The sequence below is a fragment of the Lacrimispora sinapis genome, assembly GCF_043633585.1.
Lineage (GTDB): Bacteria > Bacillota > Clostridia > Lachnospirales > Lachnospiraceae > Lacrimispora > Lacrimispora sinapis.
The window spans coordinates 845,750-869,522 of sequence record NZ_CP141832.1; the positions used below are offsets into that span (position 1 = coordinate 845,750).

27 protein-coding genes are annotated in these 23,773 nt (G+C 46.0%); all 27 read left to right on the top strand.

All coding sequences use genetic code 11. The features are described 5' to 3' along the window. Nucleotides 1-17 precede the first annotated feature (17 nt). The 27 genes from VIG27_RS03860 (at nucleotide 18) to spo0A (ending at nucleotide 23,753) form a co-directional block, all read left to right on the top strand. Nucleotides 18-1,046: an alpha/beta hydrolase gene (locus VIG27_RS03860; RefSeq protein ID WP_394525353.1), complete on the top strand. Its 1,029-nt coding sequence runs from the start codon at nucleotides 18-20 to the stop codon at nucleotides 1,044-1,046. A gap of 10 nt (nucleotides 1,047-1,056) precedes the next feature. Continuing rightward, nucleotides 1,057-1,536, top strand: coding sequence for a 23S rRNA (pseudouridine(1915)-N(3))-methyltransferase RlmH (rlmH, locus tag VIG27_RS03865; RefSeq protein ID WP_394525354.1), 480 nt, complete (start codon nucleotides 1,057-1,059; stop codon nucleotides 1,534-1,536). A gap of 211 nt (nucleotides 1,537-1,747) precedes the next feature. Next, nucleotides 1,748-2,686, top strand: a complete 939-nt coding sequence (locus VIG27_RS03870; protein ID WP_394525355.1) for a M14 family metallopeptidase — start codon at nucleotides 1,748-1,750, stop codon at nucleotides 2,684-2,686. Further along, nucleotides 2,683-3,618, top strand: coding sequence for a M14 family metallopeptidase (locus tag VIG27_RS03875; protein ID WP_394525356.1), 936 nt, complete (start codon nucleotides 2,683-2,685; stop codon nucleotides 3,616-3,618). Before VIG27_RS03870 ends, VIG27_RS03875 begins: the two co-directional genes overlap by 4 nt. Before the next feature lie 92 nt (nucleotides 3,619-3,710). After that, on the top strand, nucleotides 3,711-4,250 hold the full coding sequence (locus VIG27_RS03880) for a DUF3877 family protein (protein ID WP_394525357.1): 540 nt from the start codon (nucleotides 3,711-3,713) through the stop codon (nucleotides 4,248-4,250). A gap of 25 nt (nucleotides 4,251-4,275) precedes the next feature. Continuing rightward, nucleotides 4,276-4,812: a C40 family peptidase gene (locus VIG27_RS03885; RefSeq protein ID WP_394525358.1), complete on the top strand. Its 537-nt coding sequence runs from the start codon at nucleotides 4,276-4,278 to the stop codon at nucleotides 4,810-4,812. Between the two features lie 134 nt (nucleotides 4,813-4,946). Then, nucleotides 4,947-5,951 (top strand): stage III sporulation protein AA, encoded by a 1,005-nt coding sequence (gene spoIIIAA / locus VIG27_RS03890; protein WP_394527393.1) that lies wholly within the window; start codon nucleotides 4,947-4,949, stop codon nucleotides 5,949-5,951. Further along, a complete protein-coding gene (locus VIG27_RS03895; protein ID WP_394525359.1) occupies nucleotides 5,944-6,474 on the top strand; it encodes a stage III sporulation protein AB in 531 nt (176 codons plus the stop codon). Before spoIIIAA ends, VIG27_RS03895 begins: the two co-directional genes overlap by 8 nt. A 10-nt stretch (nucleotides 6,475-6,484) precedes the next feature. Then, nucleotides 6,485-6,679, top strand: coding sequence for a stage III sporulation protein AC (spoIIIAC, locus tag VIG27_RS03900; protein ID WP_394525360.1), 195 nt, complete (start codon nucleotides 6,485-6,487; stop codon nucleotides 6,677-6,679). 8 nt (nucleotides 6,680-6,687) lie between these two features. Continuing rightward, nucleotides 6,688-7,074 (top strand): stage III sporulation protein AD, encoded by a 387-nt coding sequence (gene spoIIIAD / locus VIG27_RS03905; protein ID WP_394525362.1) that lies wholly within the window; start codon nucleotides 6,688-6,690, stop codon nucleotides 7,072-7,074. A gap of 17 nt (nucleotides 7,075-7,091) precedes the next feature. Then, nucleotides 7,092-8,276, top strand: a complete 1,185-nt coding sequence (locus tag VIG27_RS03910; RefSeq protein WP_394525364.1) for a stage III sporulation protein AE — start codon at nucleotides 7,092-7,094, stop codon at nucleotides 8,274-8,276. Nucleotides 8,277-8,281: 5 nt separating this feature from the next. Beyond that, nucleotides 8,282-8,911, top strand: coding sequence for a stage III sporulation protein AF (locus VIG27_RS03915; RefSeq protein WP_394525366.1), 630 nt, complete (start codon nucleotides 8,282-8,284; stop codon nucleotides 8,909-8,911). Then, nucleotides 8,859-9,485, top strand: a complete 627-nt coding sequence (locus VIG27_RS03920) for a stage III sporulation protein AG (protein WP_394525367.1) — start codon at nucleotides 8,859-8,861, stop codon at nucleotides 9,483-9,485. The genes VIG27_RS03915 and VIG27_RS03920 overlap by 53 nt, the downstream gene beginning before the upstream one ends. Nucleotides 9,486-9,500: 15 nt before the next feature. Next, nucleotides 9,501-10,352: a SpoIIIAH-like family protein gene (locus VIG27_RS03925; RefSeq protein WP_394525369.1), complete on the top strand. Its 852-nt coding sequence runs from the start codon at nucleotides 9,501-9,503 to the stop codon at nucleotides 10,350-10,352. Nucleotides 10,353-10,430: 78 nt separating this feature from the next. Next, entirely contained in the window at nucleotides 10,431-10,817 is a 387-nt protein-coding gene (locus VIG27_RS03930; protein WP_394525371.1) for an Asp23/Gls24 family envelope stress response protein, read from the top strand. Between the two features lie 156 nt (nucleotides 10,818-10,973). Then, on the top strand, nucleotides 10,974-12,401 hold the full coding sequence (locus VIG27_RS03935) for a sensor domain-containing diguanylate cyclase (RefSeq protein ID WP_394525372.1): 1,428 nt from the start codon (nucleotides 10,974-10,976) through the stop codon (nucleotides 12,399-12,401). A 129-nt stretch (nucleotides 12,402-12,530) separates the two neighbouring features. Beyond that, a complete protein-coding gene (gene nusB, locus VIG27_RS03940) occupies nucleotides 12,531-12,974 on the top strand; it encodes a transcription antitermination factor NusB (protein ID WP_394525375.1) in 444 nt (147 codons plus the stop codon). A 1-nt stretch (nucleotide 12,975) separates the two neighbouring features. Next, a complete protein-coding gene (xseA, locus tag VIG27_RS03945; RefSeq protein ID WP_394525377.1) occupies nucleotides 12,976-14,274 on the top strand; it encodes an exodeoxyribonuclease VII large subunit in 1,299 nt (432 codons plus the stop codon). An 11-nt stretch (nucleotides 14,275-14,285) separates the two neighbouring features. Beyond that, entirely contained in the window at nucleotides 14,286-14,498 is a 213-nt protein-coding gene (gene xseB, locus VIG27_RS03950; protein WP_394525378.1) for an exodeoxyribonuclease VII small subunit, read from the top strand. Continuing rightward, complete coding sequence (locus VIG27_RS03955) at nucleotides 14,476-15,375, top strand: polyprenyl synthetase family protein (RefSeq protein ID WP_394525380.1); 900 nt, start codon at nucleotides 14,476-14,478, stop codon at nucleotides 15,373-15,375. The genes xseB and VIG27_RS03955 overlap by 23 nt, the downstream gene beginning before the upstream one ends. Nucleotides 15,376-15,391: 16 nt before the next feature. Next, nucleotides 15,392-17,317, top strand: a complete 1,926-nt coding sequence (gene dxs, locus VIG27_RS03960) for a 1-deoxy-D-xylulose-5-phosphate synthase (RefSeq protein ID WP_394525382.1) — start codon at nucleotides 15,392-15,394, stop codon at nucleotides 17,315-17,317. Beyond that, nucleotides 17,314-18,129, top strand: coding sequence for a TlyA family RNA methyltransferase (locus VIG27_RS03965; RefSeq protein ID WP_394525383.1), 816 nt, complete (start codon nucleotides 17,314-17,316; stop codon nucleotides 18,127-18,129). The genes dxs and VIG27_RS03965 overlap by 4 nt, the downstream gene beginning before the upstream one ends. Nucleotides 18,130-18,140: 11 nt before the next feature. Beyond that, nucleotides 18,141-18,998 carry an NAD(+)/NADH kinase gene (locus VIG27_RS03970; RefSeq protein WP_394525385.1) on the top strand — a complete coding sequence of 286 codons (858 nt, stop codon included), beginning with the start codon at nucleotides 18,141-18,143 and terminating at the stop codon, nucleotides 18,996-18,998. A 12-nt stretch (nucleotides 18,999-19,010) separates the two neighbouring features. Continuing rightward, complete coding sequence (gene argR, locus VIG27_RS03975; RefSeq protein ID WP_394525389.1) at nucleotides 19,011-19,460, top strand: arginine repressor; 450 nt, start codon at nucleotides 19,011-19,013, stop codon at nucleotides 19,458-19,460. 12 nt (nucleotides 19,461-19,472) lie between these two features. Next, nucleotides 19,473-21,131, top strand: a complete 1,659-nt coding sequence (gene recN / locus VIG27_RS03980; protein ID WP_394525391.1) for a DNA repair protein RecN — start codon at nucleotides 19,473-19,475, stop codon at nucleotides 21,129-21,131. A gap of 116 nt (nucleotides 21,132-21,247) precedes the next feature. Then, the gene (gene spoIVB / locus VIG27_RS03985; protein WP_394525392.1) at nucleotides 21,248-22,522 is read left to right on the top strand and encodes a SpoIVB peptidase; all 1,275 of its coding nucleotides are present in this window, start codon (nucleotides 21,248-21,250) and stop codon (nucleotides 22,520-22,522) included. 424 nt (nucleotides 22,523-22,946) lie between these two features. Next, the gene (spo0A, locus tag VIG27_RS03990) at nucleotides 22,947-23,753 is read left to right on the top strand and encodes a sporulation transcription factor Spo0A (RefSeq protein ID WP_394525393.1); all 807 of its coding nucleotides are present in this window, start codon (nucleotides 22,947-22,949) and stop codon (nucleotides 23,751-23,753) included. Nucleotides 23,754-23,773 lie beyond the last annotated feature (20 nt).

Below are 23,773 nucleotides of genomic sequence, written 5' to 3' on the forward strand. Positions count from 1 at the left end.
AAGGAGTTGTCTTTTCATTGAGAAGAAAAAAAGTGAGTGTAAGGGGAAATCTGGTGAGAGAAATGATGCAGAATGTTATGGAAACCTCCTTAAAAGAACCGATACAAACCGGTGAGCTGAGGAAAAAACCGGTGGAGCCGGCCTGGATCTGCCCCGCGGGCTATGAATATGAGATCATTAAAACAGAAACTTTTAACATGGAATATTTATGCCCGGCAGGCGTGGTGACCGGACGTGTCATCTTACAGCTTCACGGGGGAGGATACATTGGACCAATGAAGAACATTTACCGGAGATTTGCGGTCCGGTATTCCAAGATCAGCTACGGCGGGGACGTACTCACCCCGGATTACCGGGTTGCACCGGAGAATCCCTATCCGGCGGCGCTTTCTGATGCCGTAGCAGCCTATGAATGGCTTTTGAATGAGAAAAAATATGAGCCGGAGAACATTGTGGTTGCAGGAGATTCGGCAGGCGGAGGCTTGGGCCTGGCGTTAGGTCTGTATCTAAAGGATCATAACCTTCCTTTGCCCGGAGGTTTCATCACCATGTCAGCCTGGACGGATTTAACCAACAGCGGAGAAAGTCATAAGACAAATTACGAAATTGATCCCTTGTTTGGAAACTCCACCCGGAATATGCTGTACGATTCCTCCTATATCGGAGCGTCTGACCCCAAAGATCCCTATCTATCACCGCTTTTTGGAGCATTTGATGGATTTCCGCCGGTTCTGTTGCAGGCAGGAAGCTATGAGGTTCTTTTAAGTGATACCTTGTCATTGGCGGAAAAACTGAAAAAAGCCGGTGTGAAACACCGCCTGTCCGTTTATGAGGGGATGTTCCATGTCTTTCAAATGGGACTTGACTTGATTCCGGAAAGCCGGGAAGCCTGGGACGAAGCCGAAGAATTTTTACGCATCGTGTATCACATCAACAGAAAGCCGGAAGGAAAAGTGGTGCGCAAAGTCCGAAACGGAGAGAAAAAATCAGTAAGAGATGTAACCAGGTTCCTGATTGCAATGATGAAGAAGGAGCTTGACGGATAAGGAGATTCCAATGAGGATAACTTTGGTTACGGTCGGTAAGATTAAGGAGAAGTTCTTTACCGACGCCATTGCAGAATATACAAAGAGACTGAGCCGCTACTGTAAGCTGGATATCGTTCAGGTGGCCGATGAAAAGACACCGGACAATGCCAGTGAAACAGTAGAGCGCCAGATCAAGGATAAGGAGGGGGAGCGGATTCTTTCCTCTATTAAAGATGGTTCCTATGTGGTGGCTTTGGCCATTGAAGGTGAGATGTTAAGTTCCGTAAAGCTGTCGGAAAAAATCAGTGCCCTGGGTGTGGGAGGAACCAGCCAGATCGTGTTTGTAATCGGCGGTTCCCTGGGACTTTCAGAAACCGTTTTAAGGCGGGCAGATTATAAACTGAGCTTTTCCCCCATGACCTTTCCCCATCAGCTGATGCGGGTGATTTTGCTGGAGCAGATTTACCGCAGTTACCGGATTATGAATGGAGAGCCGTACCATAAATAAATGCATCCGATTAAATAAATGCAAGGTTCGTAAGCCAATGGAACTTAGGGGTGCATTGACAAAACCTTAAAAAAACGGTATATTATTTAACAGGCAACGGTGCTGTTTTCGCATCCGTTGTCTCTTTTTGTGCAAGAAACAGCTTGACGTTTGTCAAAGCCTGTTCTATTGTTGAAATAAGAAAAAGCAGAAACAAAAGGTGAGGAAAATTATGATAGAGACGGTTGTATCTGTGGGGCTGGCAGTAGGGGAAAACTGGAACATCTATAAGAACAGGATTCAGCCGCCGGTACGAAAAGGAAATGAAAAACGGCTGAGCATCGTGACCGGAGTTCATGGTGACGAACTGGAAGGACAGTTTGTGTGTTATGAGTTAAACCGTATTCTGCAGGAAAATATAGAGCATTTAAAAGGCATTGTAGACATTTATCCGGCACTGAATCCTCTGGGACTGGATTCCATTACCAGAGGGGTGCCCGGTTTTGATATTGATATGAACCGGATCTTTCCGGGAGATGAGGAAGGGGCGGTGACAGAGCACATCGCCTCCCGGATCATGGCGGATATATCCGGTTCTGATTTTTGTGTGGATATTCACGCCAGCAGCATATTTGTAAGAGAGATTCCCCAGATTCGTATGAGCGAAAAGCGGGCAGATTCTCTGATCCGTTATGCAAGGCTGATGAATGTGGATCTGGTGTGGATTCACGAAAGTCCGGTGGTGCTGGAGTCCACTCTTTCCCATGGTCTGAACAGCATTGGTGTCCCCACGTTTGTGGTGGAGATGGGCGTCGGGATGCGGATCACCAAAAGCTACGGCCGCCAGCTGACCGATGGGATCTTTTGTCTGATGAAGGAGCTTGGCATTTGGGAGGGGGAGACCATTACACCAAAGGACCCCATGATTTCCTTAAACCGGAAACTGGGACTGTTACATGCACAGAAACCGGGGATTTTTATTCCCCTGGTGGAGCATCTTGGGATCGTAGAGGAAGGACAGCCTATGGGCCGGATCTTAAATCCCCTGGACGGAACGATTATGGAAGAAGTCGTTTCACCCATATCCGGACTTGTATTTACGTTAAGAGAATATCCGGTGGTATCCACAGGTTCCCTCTTAGCCAGAGTGTTGGGAGGGGAAGAAGCATGAGAAAAGAGGTTGTTTTCACCCTGAGTAACCTTTACCGGGACAACATGGATATATACGGGTATCATTTTGGAAAAGGGGATAAATCCGCCTGTATCGTGGGAGCGTGCCGGGGCAATGAGATCCAGCAGCTTTACATCTGTTCCCAGCTTATCCGGAAGCTAAAAGAGCTGGAAGAACGGGGAGCCATCGTAAAAGGCAATGAGATTCTGGTTATTCCGACCATGAATACATCCTCCATCAATCTGGGAAAAAGATTCTGGTCTGCCGATGATTCGGACATCAACCGGATGTTTCCGGGAGACAGGGAGGGAGAGACCACCAAGCGGATTGCGGCAGGAATTTTTGAGGCAGCCAAGGAATACAGCTATGGAATCCAGTTTACCAGTTTTTATATTCCCGGTGATTTCATTCCTCACGTGCGTATGATGGATACGGGACATCAAAATCCCAGTCTTGCCAATTTATTCGGACTTCCGTATGTGGTTATCCGGGAGGCAAAGCCCATTGATAAGGTAACACTTAATTACAACTGGCAGCTTTCTAACACCAATGCGTTTTCCATCTATACCAGCGGCACGGATAAAATCGACGAGCCGTCTGCGAACATGGCAGTTGCTTCGGTGCTGCGTTTTTTGACCCGTATGGGGCTGATCCGATACGCCAGCCACAGCGGTTATATCGCCTCCGTTCTCCGGGAACAGGACTTGGCCAGTGTCCGGACAGACTGTGCTGGCATATACTGCCCTCATTTTCAGCCGGGACAGGAGGTAAGCCGGGGAGATGTGCTGGCAGAGATTTATGATCCCATGGAGGGAGAAGTGATCAGCCAGATCCTGGCGCCTGCGGAAGGAATCGTATTTTTTGCCCATTCCCAGCCCCTGGTCATGGAAGGAGCGATTATTTATAAAATTATCCGAAGGCTCCATCAGTAATAGAAACCTACTTGACTGGTATGGGTATGACTGTCTATAATAGACAAAGGAGCTGCCAGACAAAGGACAGGCTTACAGTTGGGAGAACGGATATGCAATATGCTTTTCTGGAGCAAATGCTCATGAATTCGATAAAAGAAGTGCAGATTAAATTAGGCTATGAAAAAGAGGCCATCCGGTTTTATTATCCGGAAAAAGCCCTATGCAAAATAGTGAAGATAAGCGGTGATTCAAAAGAAGAAACGAAAGAATTTATGGAAGGCTTTAAAGAATATACGAAGGACAAGCTGGGCAGGCTTAAAATCACCAAAAGCCAGGGACGCTTCTGCTTTGAGATCCCTGCAGAAGGTGTGGATTATGTATACAACAACGTGGAGGACAACGGATTTTTAAGGGAATTTATTGAAACGGTAGAAAAGCCTCACGCCACCCTGGACGATATTCTAAGTGTTTTCGGTAAATATTCAAATGGCAGGATCATCTGTGAAAAGTCTTCACAAGAGGAATGCGACTATATCATATTTTTTGAAGATGCCTCCTTCGATTATTACCGGTATTATTTAAAGTTTCATGAAAATCATGTGACTTACCACAGGTTTCTGCTTGAAGAAGCCATGGAAATGGGAATATAGAAGAAACCATATAGGGAGAGAATCTATGCAGAAAAAAACATTGACCACAGTTTTGCTTTCCGGCTTTGCCATGATACTTGCGGGCAGCTTTCCGGCAAAGGCGGATACCATTACAAATTCAGCCATTCCTTTGGTTCCTCCAATGCCCTTTGAAAAGCTGGCCGGACCGGGAGTGAATTTAAAGGGTCCTTATTCCCCGGGCTTTACTTCAGCCAAAGGAGCAGAGGTTGCTAATTATGCCAGACGGTTTCTGGGGAACCCATACGTCTATGGAGGGACAAGCCTGACAGAGGGCGCGGACTGTTCCGGGTTTGTTTTAAGCGTCTATAAGCAATTTGGAGTGAACTTACCCAGGACCTCTCAGGAGCAGGGAAAAGCAGGGGTTGAAGTGGACGGCATTGAGAATGCAAAGCCGGGAGATTTGATCGCATACATAGGACATATCGGGATTTATGCAGGTGATTATAAGCTGATCCACGCAAGCGGGCCAAAGGATGGGATCAAGATATCCAACTATGATTTTATGCCGGTCCAGTCTATCAGAAGAATCATAAACGAATAAAAGCAAGCACATCAGGTTTGGAATCAAGAGCCTGATGTGCTTTTTTAATATGGAAAAAGGGCAGAAATGGACAAACGTTTTTAAGGAATAATTTGTCCCACCTTACATATATTGAGGTAAGAGGAGGGATGATGGTGGAAAGGAAAGACGAGCTTATTCATATATTTTCTAAGAACGTAAGAGAGATTCTAAGCCGGGTAGCCGCAGACTTTGAGGAAGTCCAGGAAATAAGGCTCCGGGCGGCTGGTCCTCTTTTGCTGGTGTACCGAAACGAGGAATATTATGTGTCTCAAAACGGAGCATTAAGCAAAGAAAGGGCCGATGCTTACCTGGTTGCAAAAAATGAACTGAAGGAAACCATGGAATACATGAGCAACCATTCCCTGTACGCCTTTGAAGAGGAGATGAAGCAGGGATTTATCACCATACCGGGCGGTCACCGCATCGGGATTGCGGGAAAGACCATTCTGGATGAGTCCGGCATCAAGACCATGAAGTACATATCCTTTATCAATGTCCGGCTGTCCCATCAGATCAAGGGCTGTGCCTTACCGGTTCTTCCTTATGTATATGGGGCAGGAAAAGAGATCTGCCACACGCTGATCATTTCTCCCCCAAGGTGCGGAAAGACCACCTTACTTAGGGATTTGATCCGGCAGGTATCCAACGGGACCAAAGAGTATCCCGGCCTTACGGTGGGGGTGGTTGATGAACGTTCTGAGATTGGAGCCTGTTATCAGGGGGTCCCTCAGAATGAGATTGGAATAAGGACCGATATTTTAGACTGCTGTCCCAAAGCAAAAGGCATGATGATGCTGATCCGTACAATGTCTCCCAGAGTGATTGCTGTGGACGAGATCGGAAGCAGGGAAGATTTGGAAGCCATGGAATATGTCATGAACTGCGGCTGCAAACTGATTGCAACGGTCCACGGAAGTTCCATTGATGATATCAAGCAGAAGCCGGTATTGAGAAAGCTGGTGGAGGAACGGGTTTTTGAGCGGTATGTGGTCTTAAACTGCCGGGGAAGGATCGGGAACATTGATCAGATTTACGACTCCCGGGGAACCCAGTTATATAAGGCACCGCTTCATCCGGCAGAAGGGCGGTGGGACAGGCAGGAGTGGGCATATGGGTAGAACCTTTTTTAAGCTGCTGGGAGCGGCACTGGTTATTATTTCCTCCTCCGGGCTGGGATTTTACATGGCGGCCCAGTGGGGGGAACATTTGAGGACCCTGGAAAAGCTTAAGAAAATGATCTTCCTATTAAAAGGAGAAATTGTCTATGCCAATTCCCCTTTGACCGAGGCCTTTGAAAGAACCGGAAAAAAGGCAGGAGGCGGGATTGGTGATTTGTTTTTGGCAGTGTCGGACCGGTTGATGGAACAGCATGCAGAACCTTTCTTTACCGTATGGCAGGAGGAGATTGATAAACTGCCGAAAGAAGTCTGTTTGTCCAAAGAGGACAAACAGAATCTAAAGGGGCTGGGAGAACATCTGGGCTACCTTGATATGGATATGCAGGAAAGAAACATTTTGCTTTATTTGGAGCAACTGGATTTAGCCATCAATTATTTGAGAAAACATAAGCAGGAAAAAAGCCGTCTTTACACCACTCTTGGCATCATGGGCGGACTGTTCCTGACCATTGTAATGTATTAAGGAGGATCGCATGGGGGTCAATTTGATTTTTCGGATTGCGGCAGTTGGAATCCTGGTTTCCGTCATTTGCCAGGTTTTAAAACACAGCGGGCGGGAAGAGCAGGCATTCTTAACAAGTCTTGCCGGTTTGGTCCTGGTGCTGTTCTGGCTTGTGCCTTACATATACCAGTTATTTGAATCCATTAAAAATCTGTTTGCATTGTAGGTGAGCGCATGACGGTAGTTACCATAGCCGTGACAGGAATTGTGGCGGTGCTTTTGGCAGTATCCTTAAAAGGAATAAAGGGAGAGTATGGAACCTATGTAGTTATGGCGGCAGGCTTTTTTATTTTTTTCTACGGAATGGGAAAGCTTACCACCATCATTGATACCATGAAGGAGATTCAGTCCTACATTAAGATCAACAACATTTATTTATCCACACTGGTAAAAATGATCGGCATTACATACATCGCAGAGTTTGCAGCAGGCATCTGCAGGGATGCCGGTTACGGAGCGGTAGGAACTCAGATTGAAATCTTTGGAAAGCTGTCTGTGCTGGCGGTCAGCATGCCCATTCTCTTAGCCCTTATTGAGACGCTGCAGGTATTCTTATCATGACAGGAGGGAGAAAGGCCATGAAAAAGATCACAGGATTCCTGCTGTGCCTTATATTCCTGTTCCTGGTTTCCATGAATTGCTTTGCGTCACAAGCGGATTTAAGAACGGACATGCCCGAAGACAAAACAGAGAGCGGGGAGCTTGACCTAGATCAGTATGATCTGTCGGACATCCAGACGTTTCTGGACCGCATGAATGGAAAACAGGGGCTGGATCTTTCGTTTAAGGATTTGATGAAACAGCTGATGGCAGGAAAACTGGATCAGGTCATGGGACAAGTAGGAAATGCCATAAAAGAGCTTTTGCTGGGAGAAATAAAAACCAATGGCCATATGATGGGACAGATTATCATACTTGGAATCATTGGGGCGGTATTTTCTAATTTTTCCAGTGTGTTTACGGGAAGCCAGATTTCAGAGACCGGTTTCTTTGTCACCTATTTACTGCTGTTTACCTATCTTGCCGCCAGCTTTTTTACCAGCGTGACCATAGTAGGAGATGTGGTCGGCCAGATCATCGGCTTTATGAAGGCGTTACTCCCGGCTTACTTTCTGGCGGTGGCATTTGCAGGAGGGAGTGCCACGGCAGCAGCTTCCTATGGATTTACGCTGTTTGTCATTGCCGGAGTCCAGTGGCTGCTGGGAAATGTGCTTTTGTCTTTGATCCGTGTCTATGCCCTTCTTGTCATGGCGGGCCATATTGCAAAGGAAGACATGCTTTCAAAGATGACTGAGCTTTTGGAGCAGATTATTTCCTGGAGTTTAAAAACACTGATTGGAGTCGTGCTTGGCTTCCAGGTCATTCAGGCCATGGTTCTTCCTTATGTGGATTCCATGAAAACCGGGGCGGTCCAGAAGCTGCTGGGAGCGGTGCCGGGAATCGGACAGGGAGTAAACTCCGTTGCACAGATGGTTCTGGGGTCCGGGGTGGTTATTAAAAATACCATTGGCGCTGCCGGTATTGTAATCCTGATTGTCATCATAGCCATTCCCCTGATTAAGCTGGTGGTGCTTATGCTGCTTTACCAGTGCGTGGCAGCCCTGCTCCAGCCGGTCTGCGACAAGAGGATTGTTTCCTGTATTTCCGATATCGCCAAAGGCCACAAGATGCTGCTGTCCATTGCAGCATCCGGTGTTTTGCTGTTTGTAATTACCATAGCCCTGGTCTGTGCATCGACCAACGTAACTTATTATTCCGGGTGAGTGAAATGGAACAATTATTTGATTGGATACGAAGTATTACTTACTATCTGATATTCATTACGGTTGTAACAAACCTTCTGCCCAATAAGAAATATGAGAAATACATCCGTTTTTTTGCAGGCATGGTCCTGATCCTCCTGGTTTTAAAACCCATTACAGGAGGCTTGAGGCTTGATGATACTCTGGCGTATTACTTTGAAGCCATCAGCTTAAAGAAGGAGGCGGGAGAACTGACAGGAGAAATCTCTAAAATGGAAGGACAAAGGCTGAACAAGATGATCACCCAGTATGAAACAGCCATTTCAGAGGATTTAAAATCCATGGCAGAGTCCTCAGGCTTTTTTTGCAGGGAATCAAAAGCAGAGATCAACCAGGATCAGGAAAGCAGCCGCTTTGGTCATGTGGTGGGGGTATTCCTGGTGCTGACACCGGAAAAAGAAGAAACAAAGGAGCAAACCGTTTCCGAGGTAAAAGAAATTGCTCCCATAAAAATCACTCCCCCCAGGCCGGATAACGGAAATCAGAAGAGACAGGAAGAAAATTCTCGGTTATCAGGTCTTAGAAGGAAAATTGCGGAATATTATGATTTGGAGGAACAGGAAATTGAAATTCAAGTGGAAGATGGGAAAGGATAAATGGCTGATCCTGCTGGCGGTCGGAATGATTATCCTGATCCTTACAATTCCCTCCGGCTCAGGTATGGTCCTGAAAGAAGGAAAGCCAGCAGAAAGCAAAGGCCAGACAGAACTGCAGAAAGGGCTTGTCACAGAGAATGCAGACCAGGTGGCGGCTGTGGCTGCAGGAGCAGACAGAACGTATGAGGAACAGATGGAAGCGCGGGTGAAAAAGATCCTGAAAACCGTAGATGGAGTCGGACAGGTGGAGGTGATGATTGTGCTGAAATCCTCAAAGGAAAAAGTTTTGAGGGTGGATAAAAACACATCGGATTCTTCAACGGATGAAAAAGACAGTTCCGGAGGGACAAGAAAAATAACCAGCAAAGAGCAGCAGGAAAGCACTATTTTAACCGGTTCAGGAGAAAATACCTCTCCAATTGTGGAGAAAGAGATAAGTCCGGAAATCGAAGGAATCATCATCAGTGCCCAGGGCGGAGGCAGTCCTACGGTAAAAGCTGAAATTTCCAGTGCCATGGAAGCATTATTTAACCTGCCCCCACATAAAATAAAAGTATTAAAGAGGGTGGAATAAAAAGGAGTGTCAGGTATGAGAAGTTGGAAAACAAGCAATGAACCAAATGTCCCGAAAACCCCAAAGAAAATGGATATGAAGAAACTGTTTCGGAGAAACCAGATTATCATTACCACGCTGGCCGTTATGATTGCTGCAGCAGGATATTTGAATTATGCAGGAAAACAGGAGGTCTCTTCGGAAAAAGATGTATATGAAGCAGGACTGACTGATATATCCGAAGAAGATGTCTTAGCAGAAAATAAAGCCCTTGACGGCAGTGATGCAAGTCAGGATATCGCAAGCCTGGATCAGGACGCTTCGGATATTGATAAACTGGCCGCTGCAGAAAGCGCAGCAGATGATCAGGCAGCAGCAAACCAGGCAGCAGCAAATACTGAAGCAGCCGCAGAAAGCCTCGCAGCAGGTGAGACACAGGCAGCACCTCAGCTTGCAGAAGGGGAAACTCAGGCAGCAGATACCGGTCTTGATAACCCAGGAGAGGCTGTTCTTACAAGCGGAATGAATGTGACTGATTACATATCAAGCGTCCAGTTAAACAGAGAGCAGGTCAGGGCCAGAAACAAAGAGACTTTAATGAACCTGATCAACAATCCAAACATTGAAGAATCAGCAAAACAGCAGGCCATCCAGGAAATGATTGATATGACGGCCATTTCCGAAAAAGAAAGCGCAGCAGAAACCCTTCTGCTTGCCAAAGGCTTTGCAGATCCAGTCGTCAGCATTTCAAACGGAAAAGTAGATGTTGTCATCAATGCCTCCAGCATCACAGACCCGCAGCGTGCCCAGATTGAGGACATCGTAAAGAGAAAAGCCGAAGTCGGCGCTGAAAATATCGTCATTACTCTTATGAAACTGGAAGAATAAAAAGCCTTTGCAAATGACTGACAATTTTGCTATAATATTTCCATAACCCAGAAATTTTAAGTACAGGAGGAAATTGCTGTGGCAGAATTGGAAAGCAGAAATACTCACAAAGTATATGAAAAAGATAAAATCGGCGAAGTGCAGATCGCAGACGATGTGGTAGCGATCATCGCAGGTCTTGCTGCAACCGAAGTAGAAGGCGTAGATTCCATGGCGGGCAACATCACCAATGAACTGGTGGCAAAGCTTGGCATGAAAAACTTATCCAAAGGCGTTAAGGTGGAACTGACGGAAGAACATGTTTCGGTGGAACTGTCTTTAAACATCAAATACGGTTACAGCATACCTTCCGTCAGTGAGAAGGTTCAGGAAAAAGTGCAGGCTGCAATCGAGAACATGACCGGTCTTACGGTTATGGATGTGAATATCCGGATCGCCGGTGTCGCGTTGGAAGAAAACAAATAGATGGAAAAGTCTATAGCGGGGGTGGACCTGTGAATGGTCCTTGCCCCCGTTTTTCTTTTGGTTTGCGTAAGAAATTTTATCTTGTAATGAACTTGGACAGGATTTATAATGAACCATAAGCATTAGGACAGGATGTTAAGGACAGGTGTTTTTACTATGATCGATCACAGGGATAAGAATCATCCAAAATGGGTGATGGGGGTGCTTGGGTTGATGCTTGCGGTTATCGTAGGGATTTGGGGATTGAATCTTTATTATTTTAAAGAAGTGGAAACCAGCCTGTTAAACCAGACATACCGTGATTTGAAGCAGGAGAATGATAAAGTTTTAAGCTATTTGCAGGGCCTGACAGAGGCAAAGCTTGAATGGCTGGAATTGTTTGCCGCATACTGTGATCTGCCCGATGGTTCAGGGGCTGAAACCTGGGGAGAGCTTGCGGAGGATTACAACAAGAAAGGCTCCAGGGTCGCCTTGGCTGATTTAAATGGAACTATTTATTATGGGAATCATAAATCCAGGAACATTTCTGACCATACCTATTACCAGAAGGTATTGGAGGGAAAAGAAAATGTTTCCAGGCTGTTTCCCGGTGAATTTGAAGGACAGGACGGAATCGTATTGGCGGTCCCCATCATCAGAGAGGGACAGGTTAAGGGAGCAGCCTTAATGGAATATACGGTAACAGAGCTTGAGTCATATTTAAACAACGTCCGGCTCAGTCCCTATGGTATGAATCTTATTTTTACACAATCCGGGGAACTGTTGGCTTCAAACCCTGGCATGGACCAGTACGGTACCATTTTTGAACAGTTAAAGAACATGGAATACCGGGATGGACAGTCTCTTGAAAAAATGCGGAAGCTGGTGGAAAGCGGACAGGCCGGATACCTGGTTTACTATGAAAACAACAACAAACGGCTTTTGTATTTCCAGCCTTCCGGAATAGAAGACTGGATGGTGGCATCCCTTGTGGAGATCGAAGGATACGAGAGTATGCTGCACCGGATCCGTGAGCTGACCATAGGCTTTATCACCAGTTCCACCGTCATGCTTGTATGTGCCGTTTTGCTGATTTTTTGTATTCTGCATTGGCGCCAGATAGAAGAAAAGCGGGTGCAAAAGGATTATCTGACAGGCGTTTATACCAGGGAGACTGCAGGAAGGCTGGTAGCCCAGGGATTAAGAGGTGTGGGAAATAACCGGTTCTACGCGTGTATGTTTTTGGATATTGATGATTTTAAAAAAATCAACGACACCTTTGGACATCACAAAGGGGATCTTGTTCTGATAGAAGTGGGCCAGATATTAAGTGCATGCACCAGACATGAGGATGTAATCGTCCGGTTCGGCGGTGATGAATTCTGCATCTGGCTGTATGGAATGAGAGGCAGAAAGCAGCCAGAAGCCATTGCCGGAAAGATTCTCAGCGCATTCAATGTGTCCGGGAATATCCATGCCAGCATCGGAATCACACTGGTAGGAGAACATGAAACTGATTACGATGCCATATTGAAAAGGGCAGATGTGGCATTGTATCAGGCAAAGAGAAAGGGAAAAAATCAGTATGCAGTCAACTTTTTATGACAACTGAAAGAAGAAGCGTATGGAAAAGCCAGTTGGAGGCATCTTAAAAATTAAGTTGTATAAAAATCCCCATTAAGGTATAATAATTCCAAACGTCCAGAAAAATTACCAACAGGAGGACCATGGTAAATGACCAGAAGTAAAATGCGTGAACACTGCTTTAAGCTGCTTTTTTGTGCGGATTTCCATCCGGCGGAAGAAAAGGAAGAACAGCTTATCCAATATTTTGAGGAACCAATGGAGTATGACATAAACACAGAAGGGGTAGAGGAGATCATCCACGATGTGGCTATGAGCGGTGAGAATGCCGGCCAGTTAAAAGAAAAAGCAGAAGCTGTCATGGGAAAGATCCCGGAACTGGATCTAAAGATCAATGAGGTGGCAGAAGGCTGGAAGACAAAGCGTATGGGCAGAGCCGAACTTACGATCCTCCGTCTTGCTCTTTATGAGATTTTGTTTGATGAAGACGTACCGGAAAAAGTAGCCATCAATGAGGCTGTGGAACTGGCAAAAAAGTACGGCGGGAACGAAGCTCCGGCATTTATTAACGGAGTCCTGGCAAAGCTGGTGTAATATGGCCGGCGCTTATTCCGTTTCCCAGGTCAACGCTTACATCAAGAATATGTTTGCCCAGGATTTTGCCTTAAACCGGATCTCCGTAAAAGGGGAAGTCTCCAATTGCAAGTACCACACCTCCGGCCACATTTACTTTACTTTAAAGGATGGAACGTCTTCCATCGCCGCAGTCATGTTTGCCGGATACCGGAAAGGGCTTTCTTTCCAAATGGAAGAGGGCCAGCAGGTGGTAGTGAAAGGGAGTGTGGAGGTATATGAGCGGGATGGACGCTACCAGCTCTATGCCCAGGAGATTAAGAGGGAAGGACTTGGGGATTTGTTTGAGCGGTTTCAGAAACTGCGCAATGAATTGGAAGAGATGGGGATGTTTTCCCCTGAATATAAAAAGCCAATTCCCAGGTATGCAAAGACCATAGGGATTGTGACGGCTCCCACAGGGGCTGCAATCCGGGATATCATGAATATTTCCGCAAGGAGAAATCCTTACGTGCAGTTATATCTCTACCCGGCTCTGGTGCAGGGAGAGAGTGCAAAGGAGAGCATAGCAAAAGGAATCGGGACCCTGGATCAGATGGGGTTAGACGTTCTCATCGTAGGAAGAGGCGGAGGTTCCATTGAAGATTTATGGGCATTTAATGAAGAAACCGTGGCAAGAGCCATTTTTCAGTGTTCCACTCCTGTAATTTCTGCAGTGGGCCATGAAACCGATGTGACCATTGCGGATTATGTGGCGGACATGCGTGCGCCAACGCCCTCTGCAGCAGCAGAGCTGGCCGTATTTGATTACAGACTGTTTGAAGAACAGATACAGCTTTACCGAAACACATTAAGTAAGACCATGGAGCGAAAGATAGAACGCTGCCGGTACCATGCAAACCAGTATGGGCTGAAGCTTAAATATTTTGATCCCGGACGGACCATTAGGGAGAACCGGCAGAGGCTTTCCGATATGGAAGTGAAGCTTCACACACTGATGCTTGCAAAGACAGCGAGAGATAAGGCAGAGGCGGCAGAATTGGCTCTCCGTCTTAAAAACCTCATAGAAAAGCAGGCAGTTCGGGACAGGCACAGGCTGGAGCTGTTTACCAGCCGCTTGGAAGCCCAGTCTCCCTTAAAGAAAATCGGCGGCGGATATGGATTTGTAACCGATGAAAAGGGGCGGAGGGTTGACTCCGTCAAACAGGTGAAAGCCGGAGACAACGTCCGATTGAGAGTCCGGGATGGCAGCATGGAGGCTGTGGTTTCCCGAATCACGCCAGAAAAAGCGCCCAAAGACGGCAGTTTGGAAAGTAAATAAGGAGGCCGGTCATGGCAGCAAAAAAAGAAAAGACCATTGAAGAGACATTTTCAGAACTGGAAGAGCTGATCAAAAAGCTGGAAAGCGGAGAAAGCTCCTTGGAGGAATCCTTCCAGTATTATGAGACAGGCATGAAGCTTGTCAAGTCCTGCAATGAAAAAATAGATAAAGTTGAAAAAAAGATAATCGTATTAGAGGAAAATGGTGAAGATCGTGAACTTTAAAGAGATGTTATCTGCCCGGACACAAGAAGTCCGGCAGGTAGTGGAAGCATACATGCCCTCGGTGGACGGGTATCAGAAAACAGTGCTGGAGGCAATGGATTACAGTGTCCGTGCGGGCGGAAAGAGACTCCGCCCCATGCTGATGGAAGAAACCTACCGCTTGTTTGGTGGAAAAGGGAAAGAGATTGAGCCGTTTATGGCTGCAATCGAGATGATCCACACCTCCTCTCTCATCCACGATGACCTTCCCTGCATGGATAATGACACCCTGCGCCGGGGACTTCCCACGGCATGGGTCAAGTTCGGGTATGATATGGCGGTTCTGGCTGGAGACGGCCTTTTGATTTATGCCATGGAAACGGCAGCAAAAGCCCTTTCCCTGACGGATCGGCCGGACAGGGTTGCCCGCTGTATGGGGCTTCTGGCAGAAAAGACAGGTATTTTTGGTATGATTGGCGGACAGACCGTTGATGTGGAACTTGCAGGAAAGCCCATTCCCGAGGAAAAACTGGACTTTATTTACCGCTTGAAAACAGGTGCCCTTTTAGAGGCCTCCATGATGATTGGAGCGATCTTAGGGGGGGCAGAGGAAGAACAGTTAAAATTGGTGGAAAAGATGGCTTTGCTGGTTGGCATGGCTTTTCAGATCCAGGATGATATCCTCGATCTGACCAGCAGTGACGAAGTTCTTGGGAAACCGGTTTTAAGCGATGAAAAGAACCATAAAACCACCTACGTGTCATTACATGGCATGACAAAGGCAAAGCAGGATGTGGAGATCATGTCGGAAGAGGCAGTAGCCTGTCTTCAAGAACTTCCGGGAACCAATGAATTTCTGGAAGAATTGATCCGTATGCTGGTGAACCGGAAAAGATAAAGGATCTGATTAGAATATGATATTGGAATTAATAAACGGACCAGAAGACATTAAAAAACTGGATAAGCAGGAGCTTGATATCCTAAGCCAGGAAATCCGGGATTTTTTATTGGAAAAGATAAGCAATATTGGAGGTCATCTGGCTTCCAATTTAGGCGTGGTGGAACTGACCATCGCCATTTATCTGGCTTTTGATCTTCCCAAGGATAAGGTCGTCTGGGATGTGGGCCATCAGTCCTATACCCATAAGATATTGAGCGGGAGAAAGGCGGCATTTAATGAGCTTCGCCAGTTCGGAGGCATGAGCGGCTTTCCCAAAAGGGAAGAAAGCCCCTGTGACGCCTTTAATACGGGACACAGCTCTACATCGATATCCGCCGGCCTTGGCCTTGCCCAGGCAAGAGATGTGCTGGGGCAGGACCATTATGTAGTTTCCGTCATCGGAGACGGTGCGCTCACCGGCGGTATGGCTTATGAGGCTTTGAATAATGCGGCGAGAATGGAACGGAATTTTATAATCATACTCAATGATAATAATATGTCCATCTCTGAGAATGTGGGAGGAATGTCCGCTTATTTAAGCGGCATCCGTACCGGAGCCGGATACCTGGATCTGAAAAAGTACGTCACCAATGTGCTTTCCAGAATCCCTGTTGTGGGAGATTCCCTCATTGAAAAGATCAGCCGGACAAAGAACGGCATCAAGCAGCTCTTGATCCCCGGAATGCTCTTTGAGAACATGGGGATCACTTATTTGGGTCCGGTGGACGGCCATAATGTAAAGGCACTTTCCAGAGCGTTGCGGGAAGCCAAGAAATTAGATCATACGGTTCTGGTTCATGTGATCACAAAGAAGGGAAAAGGATATGCTCCGGCGGAGAAAAATCCATCCAGATTTCATGGAGTGGAACCCTTTGACATTCTGACAGGAGAACCCAAAAAGGCTAAGAAGAACCCCAGCTATACCGATGTGTTTTCCAAAACCATCTGCCGCCTGGCTAAGACCGATAAAAAGATTGTGGCGGTAACCGCGGCCATGCCTGACGGAACCGGCTTAAAGCGTTTTTCCCAAAAGTACCCGGACCGCTTTTTTGATGTGGGAATCGCAGAACAGCATGCGGTCACGTCTGCGGCAGGAATGGCAGCCGGAGGTCTCAAGCCCGTTGTGGCGGTGTATTCCTCCTTCTTACAGCGTGGATTTGACCAGGTACTCCATGATGTCTGCATCCAGAATCTGCCCGTCGTTTTTGCGGTAGACCGGGCCGGTCTGGTGGGAAGTGATGGAGAGACCCATCAGGGCATCTTTGATTATTCCTTTTTATCCGCCATTCCCAATATGAGTGTGTTTGCACCCAAGAACTTATGGGAGCTGATTGATGGAATGGAGTATGCCATGTCCTATGGCGGTCCCATTGCAGTACGCTATCCCCGAGGAGAGGCTTATCAGGGGTTAAAAGAATTCCGTGCTCCCATCCGGCATGGAAAGGGAGAGATGATCTATGAAGAAAAAGACATCGCCCTTTTGGCCGTCGGAAGTATGGTGAGTACGGGAGAACACGTAAGGCAGAAGCTGAAGGCGGAGGGCTGGAACTGTACTCTGGCCAATGGCCGGTTTATCAAGCCCTTTGATCAGGAACTGGTGGATCGCCTGGCAAAAAATCACTGGCTCATCGTCACCATGGAAGAGAACGTTCTTCAGGGAGGCTATGGCCTTGCAATCACAAACTATATTCACGAGCATTATCCCCAGGTAAAAGTTATAAATATCGCTTTGCCGGACTCCTATGTGGAACACGGCAACGTATCTCTTTTAAGAAAAGGGCTGGGGATTGACAGCGATTCTGTAATCTGGCGCATGAAAAAGGAATATCTGGATCTGGAACGCCAGAATGCAGAATGGAAAAAATCACAAAGACAAAGCATGGAAGAGAGTAAGGAATGAAAGAACGACTAGATGTGCTTTTAGTAAAGCAGGGGCTGGCAGAGTCCAGAGAAAAGGCCAAAGCCATCATCATGTCCGGAATCGTATACGTTGACGGGGAAAAAGAAGACAAAGCAGGGACTTCTTTTGCAGATACTTCTGTCATTGAAGTGAGAGGAAATACGTTAAAGTATGTAAGCCGCGGCGGCTTAAAATTAGAAAAAGCCATGACTCATTTTGACGTGACTCTGGAAGGAAAGGTCTGCATGGATGTAGGCTCATCCACCGGTGGATTTACCGACTGCATGCTGCAAAACGGTGCTGTAAAGGTGTACGCAGTGGATGTGGGCCATGGCCAGCTTGCCTGGAAACTCCGGGAAGATGAGCGGGTGGTCTGCATGGAAAAGACTAACATCCGGTATGTGACGCCGGAGGACATTGGAGATAAGATCGCTTTTTCCTCCATTGATGTTTCCTTTATTTCCTTATCAAAAGTACTGGGACCCGTGAAAAATCTGCTTACGGAAGATGGAGAGGTGGTCTGCCTGATCAAGCCCCAGTTTGAAGCAGGACGGGAAAAGGTTGGAAAAAAGGGCGTTGTCAGAGAAAAATCCGTTCACTTAGAGGTCATTGAAGCGGTGATTTCCCATGCGTCTGACCTTGGATTTTCAGTGCTTCATCTGGAATATTCCCCCATTAAGGGACCGGAAGGAAATATTGAATATTTACTTCATTTAAAAAACTGCCGGTCAGACGAAGAACGGCCGGAAATATTCGTAGATCCAAAACGGATCGTGAGTGAGGCTCATGCCAAGCTGAGTGAAGGCAGGTAAGGAGTTATATTATGAGACATTTTTATGTAGTCATGAATCCGGATAAAGAAGGTGCCAGAGAAACTTCCGAAGCGATTTGCCGGTATCTGGCCGGTCACGGGGCCGATTGTGTCATCGGAAAGAGCGATAAAAAAGAAAACCAGCCGGGCAGCCACTATACGGATTCCTCCGTGGTTCCCGAAAATACAGATTGCATCATCACTCTTGGAGGTGACGGCACCTTAATCCAGGCCGCCAGAGACTTAGCAGGCCGCAATATCCCCATACTGGGGATCAACCGTGGTACTTTAGGCTACTTGACACAGATATCCCGCTCGGAAGAGATGGACCAGGCACTTTCCGCCCTGATATCCGGAGATTATAAGCTGGAGGAGCGGATGATGCTTGATGGAACCGTCCTCCGGAGGGGAGAACCTATCTTTTGTGACATTGCTTTAAATGAAATCGTCATCATCCGAAACGAGCATTTAAAAGTACTTAAATTCAAAGTTTATGTAAACGGAGAATACTTTAATGAGTATCGCGCAGACGGACTCATCGCTGCAACACCTACCGGTTCTACCGCATACAATCTCTCTGCCGGAGGTCCTATTCTTGTGCCGGATTCAAAGATGGTGGCACTGACTCCCATCTGCTCCCACGTATTAGGAACCAGAAGCATTGTGCTGTCCTCCGATGACTGCATACAGGTGGAGATGTTGGGGCAGGATGAGATATGCCAGGCAGCGGTGTTTGACGGAGATACACAAATCAGGTTATATCCAGGCGATATCATTGAGATCGGACGGTCCGAGATAAAAACCATTTTGGTGAAGCTGAAAAACATATCATTTTTGGATAACCTGCGCAATAAAATGACCGGTATATAAGGAGGAATCATAATGAAACTGGAACGACACAGCAAAATTGTGGAACTCATCGGAAAATTTGAGATCGAAACCCAGGAAGAGCTGGCAGATTATTTGAATAAGGCCGGTTTTGCAGTCACCCAGGCTACCGTATCCAGAGACATCAGGGAACTGAAATTGACTAAGGTTCCGGCTGAATCGGGAAAACAGCGCTACATGGTGCTTCAAAGCCAAGGCTCTTTCAGTGATAAATACATACGGATTTTAAAGGATGGCTATTTATCAATGGATATGGCTCAAAACATTCTGGTCATTAAGACTGTTTCCGGCATGGCTATGGCGGTGGCTGCAGCTCTGGATGCCCTTCATTTTAATGAGATGGTGGGCTGTATTGCAGGAGATGATACCATTATGTGTGCCATACGGACTACAGATGATACCATACTTATGATGGAAAAACTAAAAAAACTCATTACGGGATAAAGGAGGCGCACCATGCTTTCAGAATTACACGTAAAAAATTTAGCCCTGATCGAAAAAGCCGATGTGGAGTTTAAAGAAGGATTGAATGTCCTGACCGGAGAAACAGGAGCCGGAAAGTCCATAATCATCGGCTCGGTCACCATTGCCCTTGGCGGCAAGGTACCCAAAGATATCATCAGAAAAGGGGCAGATTATGCCTATATTGAGCTGATCTTTACGGTCAGCGACCCGGAGAAGCTCCGTCTGTTAAAGGAATATGATGTCCAGCCGGACGGGGACGGAACGGTAATCATTTCAAAAAAAATCATGCCCTCAAGAAGTCTCAGCAAAATTAACGATGAAACGGTGACTGCAGGAAAGCTGCGGGATATCACCGGCCTTCTCATTGATATCCATGGACAGCATGAACACCAGTCTTTACTCTACAAATCAAAACATCTTGAAATCCTGGACCGCTATCAGGAAAAAAAGTCCCATGACCTAAAAGAGAATATTGCGAGCACTTACCGGGAATATAACCAGTTAAAGGAACGTCTTTCATCCTTCGCTCTTGATGAAGAGACCAGACTCAGGGAAATGGACTTTATCCGCTACGAGATTGAAGAAATCGAGAATGCCCAGTTAAAAGAAGGCGAGGAGGAAGAACTTTCCTCCAGATACCGCCGTTATCTTCATGGAAAAAAAATAACTGAAAGTTTGTCCTCTGCCTACACTGCGGTCAATACGGACCTGATCGGACGAGCGTTAAAGGAAATTGAATCCGTTGCTTCCTATGATGAAAGGATCTCTGTAATAAGAGACCAGCTTTTTGATGCGGATTCTATTTTAAATGATATCAACCATGAGATCGCTTCTTATATGGATGATATGTCATTTGATGAAGAAGAATACAGGCAGCTGGAGGAAAGACTTGATCTGATCCATAACCTGGAAGCCAAGTACGGCAAGAGCTTGGAACAGATTTTTGCAAATCTGGAAGAAAAACGGAACCGGCTCAGTGAACTGGAGGATTATGATACATTAAAACAGAAGACAGAGAAGGAAATCCAGGAAATCGAGGATAAACTGGACGGATTATGCGGACAATTATCTTATATGAGAAAAGAAACCGCAAAAGAGCTGACGAAAAAAATCAAAGACGGTTTAAAAGATTTGAATTTTATTGATGTAGAATTTTCTATGGAATTTAAAAAGCTGGATCATTACACGGCTGCCGGGTATGATGAAGCGGAGTTTGTCATCTCCACCAATCCTGGGGAAGCACCAAAGCCGTTAGGCGCAGTCGCTTCCGGCGGTGAGATGTCCAGGATCATGCTGGCCATCAAAACGGTCCTTGCAGATTCCGACGACATCCCTACTCTGATTTTCGATGAAATTGATACGGGAATCAGCGGACGGACGGCTCAGAAGGTTTCTGAAAAACTTTCCTATATAGCGAAAAACCATCAGGTCATTTTGATCACCCATCTGCCCCAGATCGCAGCCATGGCAGATGCCCATTATGAAATTTTAAAAAAATCAGACGGCGGCAAAACCACCACCACCATACGCACGCTTTCCGATGGGGAGATGGTGGAAGAACTGGCAAGGCTTCTCGGCGGCGCAGAGATCACGGAAGCCGTCAGAGAGAACGCCAGAGAGATGAAACGGCTGGCCGGCACAAAAAAATAATGCCCATAATTAAATGAATTCAACTAAAATATGACAGAGTGTTTTTACCGATTCCTCACATACTATGAAAGGAGCCAAAAAGTTGTCTCCTTTATTCTTCTAAGGAGGTATGTGAGATGGGTAAAAACAAAATTCATAAGCTTATCGTGAGGGTGTTCTGGATCAGCCTGATCTTTTGCATCGGATTTTCCTGGTTCTATATGAAACGGGTGATTCCCGACAAATTAAATATCGTCGCAGAGGAAGAAGAACAGTTTCATTTCTCCATGCCTTTTGATGTGACCCTTCATTCGGACAGTGAGGAAGTGGTGTTAAACAATGGGTCCAACATCCCTTCCGACCAGATCCACCTGCAATTAAACCAGCCCTTCTCTGTTTATTCCAAAAACCAGGGAAGCTATAAGCTGGGCCTAAAACTGTTTGGTTTCATTCAGTTAAAAGATATTCAGGTGAATGTAGTAGATACCAAATATGCCGTTCCCTGCGGTTCACCCATTGGAATCTACTTAAAATCCGACGGCGTGATGGTCATCGGTACCGGTGATGTAACAAAAAAGGACGGCATGACCGCAGAACCGGCATTTGGCATCCTGCAGTCCGGAGATTACATCGAAGCCATCAACGGCACTCCTCTGAAAGATAAGGAGACCCTGATGGATGAGCTGAACAAGATCGGAGGCTCCGAAGCGGTATTGAAAGTCAGAAGAAACGGAGAAACCATTGATGTGAAGATGAACCCCATTGAAACAGAAGATGGTACGTATAAGCTTGGTGTATGGGTACGCGATGATACCCAGGGAATCGGTACCATGACTTATGTGGATATGAATGGCCAGTTTGGTGCTCTGGGCCATGGCATCAGCGACAGTGATACCGGCAACGTGGTACAGATCACAGAGGGTGCTTTGTATGAAACTGCCATTATGGGAATAGAAAAAGGTACCTTTGGCAAACCGGGCGTGATGAGCGGGATCATTTATTACGGACCAGGCTCTACTCTTGGAACCATTACAGCCAATACGGAAGAAGGAATATTCGGAACGGTGAATGACCGTTTTAAACAAGGTGTGAAGCAGGATGCCATACCCATCGGATACCGCCAGGATGTAAAAAAAGGCGTGGCATATATAAGAAGTGATGTATCCGGAAAAATCCGGGATTATGAAATCGAAATACAGCGTGTGGATTATTCCACCACCCACAAAAGCAAGGGTATGGTTATAAAGGTCACAGACCCGGATTTACTGGCACTGACCGGAGGAATCGTACAGGGAATGTCCGGAAGCCCCATTATCCAGGATGGGAAGCTCATCGGAGCAGTAACACATGTATTTATTCAGGATTCAACAAGAGGTTACGGGATCTTCATCGAAAATATGCTGAATCACTAAATGGAATATGGAAAGAAAAGGACAGGATTGTAAGTGAGTTTACAATTCCGTCCTTTTCTTTCTAAGGCTTTTATGGAATGCATGTGATTTTATCCATGATTCTTTTGACGGATACTTTTCTTTGCAAGTGGAATATGGTAGTATAGAAATCAGAGGTTAAAAAAGGATCGAATGTTTTTGCCGACAAGGAACATCAAATTTCAACATGTCAAAAATTGGAGGAATGAAAACGAAGCTATATACAAAAAGGTTTTATCTTAGTTCGACATAGAAAGAAAATAGAAAAATTCAGAAATTCGGTGGCGTTCAGCCTTATTTGTCGAAATATGCGATAGAATAACATTGCGGCAAAAGCTGAGGCAAGATTATAATGGCTATACACTAGTTTTTATTTATATCTAAGAATCAGGAGGAGAGTATCAATATGTCAGAAATCAGTATTGCGATTGCGGATGATAACCTGCAGACATTAAATCTGCTGAATGATATACTGGAAGGAGAGGAGGATTTTCATGTTGTAGGAAGAGCAGATAATGGCGAAGATGCTTATAACATGATTCTCAAAACAAATCCCGATGTTGTCTTATTGGATGTAATTATGCCGAGGATGGACGGAATAACGGTAATGGAACGGGTTCGGGGGAATGGTTCTGTTGCAAAGATTCCGTCGTTTATTATGGTAACTGCGGCAGGAAGCGAGAATATTACCGAAGATGCGTTCCGTATGGGAGCAAATTATTACATAATGAAACCATTCAACAAAGAAATTATCGTCGATAAGGTCCGAAGAGTGGGACAGAGAAAGACAAAGGCCCCTAATCTGCAGGGAATGAAAAAGGTGAAGCCTTATGTCAATAAAACTGAATATATGGAGCAGAACTTAGAAAATGATGTCACCCAGATGCTCCATGAAATTGGTATTCCTGCCCATATCAAAGGATACCAGTACCTTCGGGATGCCATTGTTATATCCGTGCAGGATCAGGAGATGCTCACCTCCGTGACCAAGATACTCTACCCCTCTATTGCGAAAAAACATCAGACCACACCAAGCCGTGTAGAACGTGCCATCCGCCACGCCATAGAAGTAGCATGGAGCAGAGGAAAGATGGATACCATCAATGATTTGTTCGGCTATACGGTTAGCACCGGCAAAGGAAAACCGACAAATTCTGAATTTATAGCTTTGATTGCTGATAAAATAAGACTGGATTACAAAAAACTTTCCTAAACATTCCTAAATATAAAGGA

Coding starts and splice junctions, on each gene's coding strand:
- VIG27_RS03915 (WP_394525366.1), top strand. CDS start 8,282: ATGGAACAATTATTTGATTGGATACGAAGTATTACTTACTATCTGATA.
- VIG27_RS03925 (WP_394525369.1), top strand. CDS start 9,501: ATGAGAAGTTGGAAAACAAGCAATGAACCAAATGTCCCGAAAACCCCA.
- VIG27_RS03870 (WP_394525355.1), top strand. CDS start 1,748: ATGATAGAGACGGTTGTATCTGTGGGGCTGGCAGTAGGGGAAAACTGG.
- recN (WP_394525391.1), top strand. CDS start 19,473: ATGCTTTCAGAATTACACGTAAAAAATTTAGCCCTGATCGAAAAAGCC.
- VIG27_RS03955 (WP_394525380.1), top strand. CDS start 14,476: ATGGTGAAGATCGTGAACTTTAAAGAGATGTTATCTGCCCGGACACAA.
- xseA (WP_394525377.1), top strand. CDS start 12,976: ATGGCCGGCGCTTATTCCGTTTCCCAGGTCAACGCTTACATCAAGAAT.
- spoIIIAC (WP_394525360.1), top strand. CDS start 6,485: ATGGGGGTCAATTTGATTTTTCGGATTGCGGCAGTTGGAATCCTGGTT.
- VIG27_RS03880 (WP_394525357.1), top strand. CDS start 3,711: ATGCAATATGCTTTTCTGGAGCAAATGCTCATGAATTCGATAAAAGAA.
- VIG27_RS03920 (WP_394525367.1), top strand. CDS start 8,859: ATGATTTGGAGGAACAGGAAATTGAAATTCAAGTGGAAGATGGGAAAG.
- VIG27_RS03875 (WP_394525356.1), top strand. CDS start 2,683: ATGAGAAAAGAGGTTGTTTTCACCCTGAGTAACCTTTACCGGGACAAC.
- dxs (WP_394525382.1), top strand. CDS start 15,392: ATGATATTGGAATTAATAAACGGACCAGAAGACATTAAAAAACTGGAT.
- VIG27_RS03910 (WP_394525364.1), top strand. CDS start 7,092: ATGAAAAAGATCACAGGATTCCTGCTGTGCCTTATATTCCTGTTCCTG.
- spoIIIAD (WP_394525362.1), top strand. CDS start 6,688: ATGACGGTAGTTACCATAGCCGTGACAGGAATTGTGGCGGTGCTTTTG.
- VIG27_RS03965 (WP_394525383.1), top strand. CDS start 17,314: ATGAAAGAACGACTAGATGTGCTTTTAGTAAAGCAGGGGCTGGCAGAG.
- VIG27_RS03970 (WP_394525385.1), top strand. CDS start 18,141: ATGAGACATTTTTATGTAGTCATGAATCCGGATAAAGAAGGTGCCAGA.
- spoIVB (WP_394525392.1), top strand. CDS start 21,248: ATGGGTAAAAACAAAATTCATAAGCTTATCGTGAGGGTGTTCTGGATC.
- spo0A (WP_394525393.1), top strand. CDS start 22,947: ATGTCAGAAATCAGTATTGCGATTGCGGATGATAACCTGCAGACATTA.
- xseB (WP_394525378.1), top strand. CDS start 14,286: ATGGCAGCAAAAAAAGAAAAGACCATTGAAGAGACATTTTCAGAACTG.
- VIG27_RS03895 (WP_394525359.1), top strand. CDS start 5,944: ATGGGTAGAACCTTTTTTAAGCTGCTGGGAGCGGCACTGGTTATTATT.
- nusB (WP_394525375.1), top strand. CDS start 12,531: ATGACCAGAAGTAAAATGCGTGAACACTGCTTTAAGCTGCTTTTTTGT.
- rlmH (WP_394525354.1), top strand. CDS start 1,057: ATGAGGATAACTTTGGTTACGGTCGGTAAGATTAAGGAGAAGTTCTTT.
- VIG27_RS03885 (WP_394525358.1), top strand. CDS start 4,276: ATGCAGAAAAAAACATTGACCACAGTTTTGCTTTCCGGCTTTGCCATG.
- VIG27_RS03935 (WP_394525372.1), top strand. CDS start 10,974: ATGATCGATCACAGGGATAAGAATCATCCAAAATGGGTGATGGGGGTG.
- argR (WP_394525389.1), top strand. CDS start 19,011: ATGAAACTGGAACGACACAGCAAAATTGTGGAACTCATCGGAAAATTT.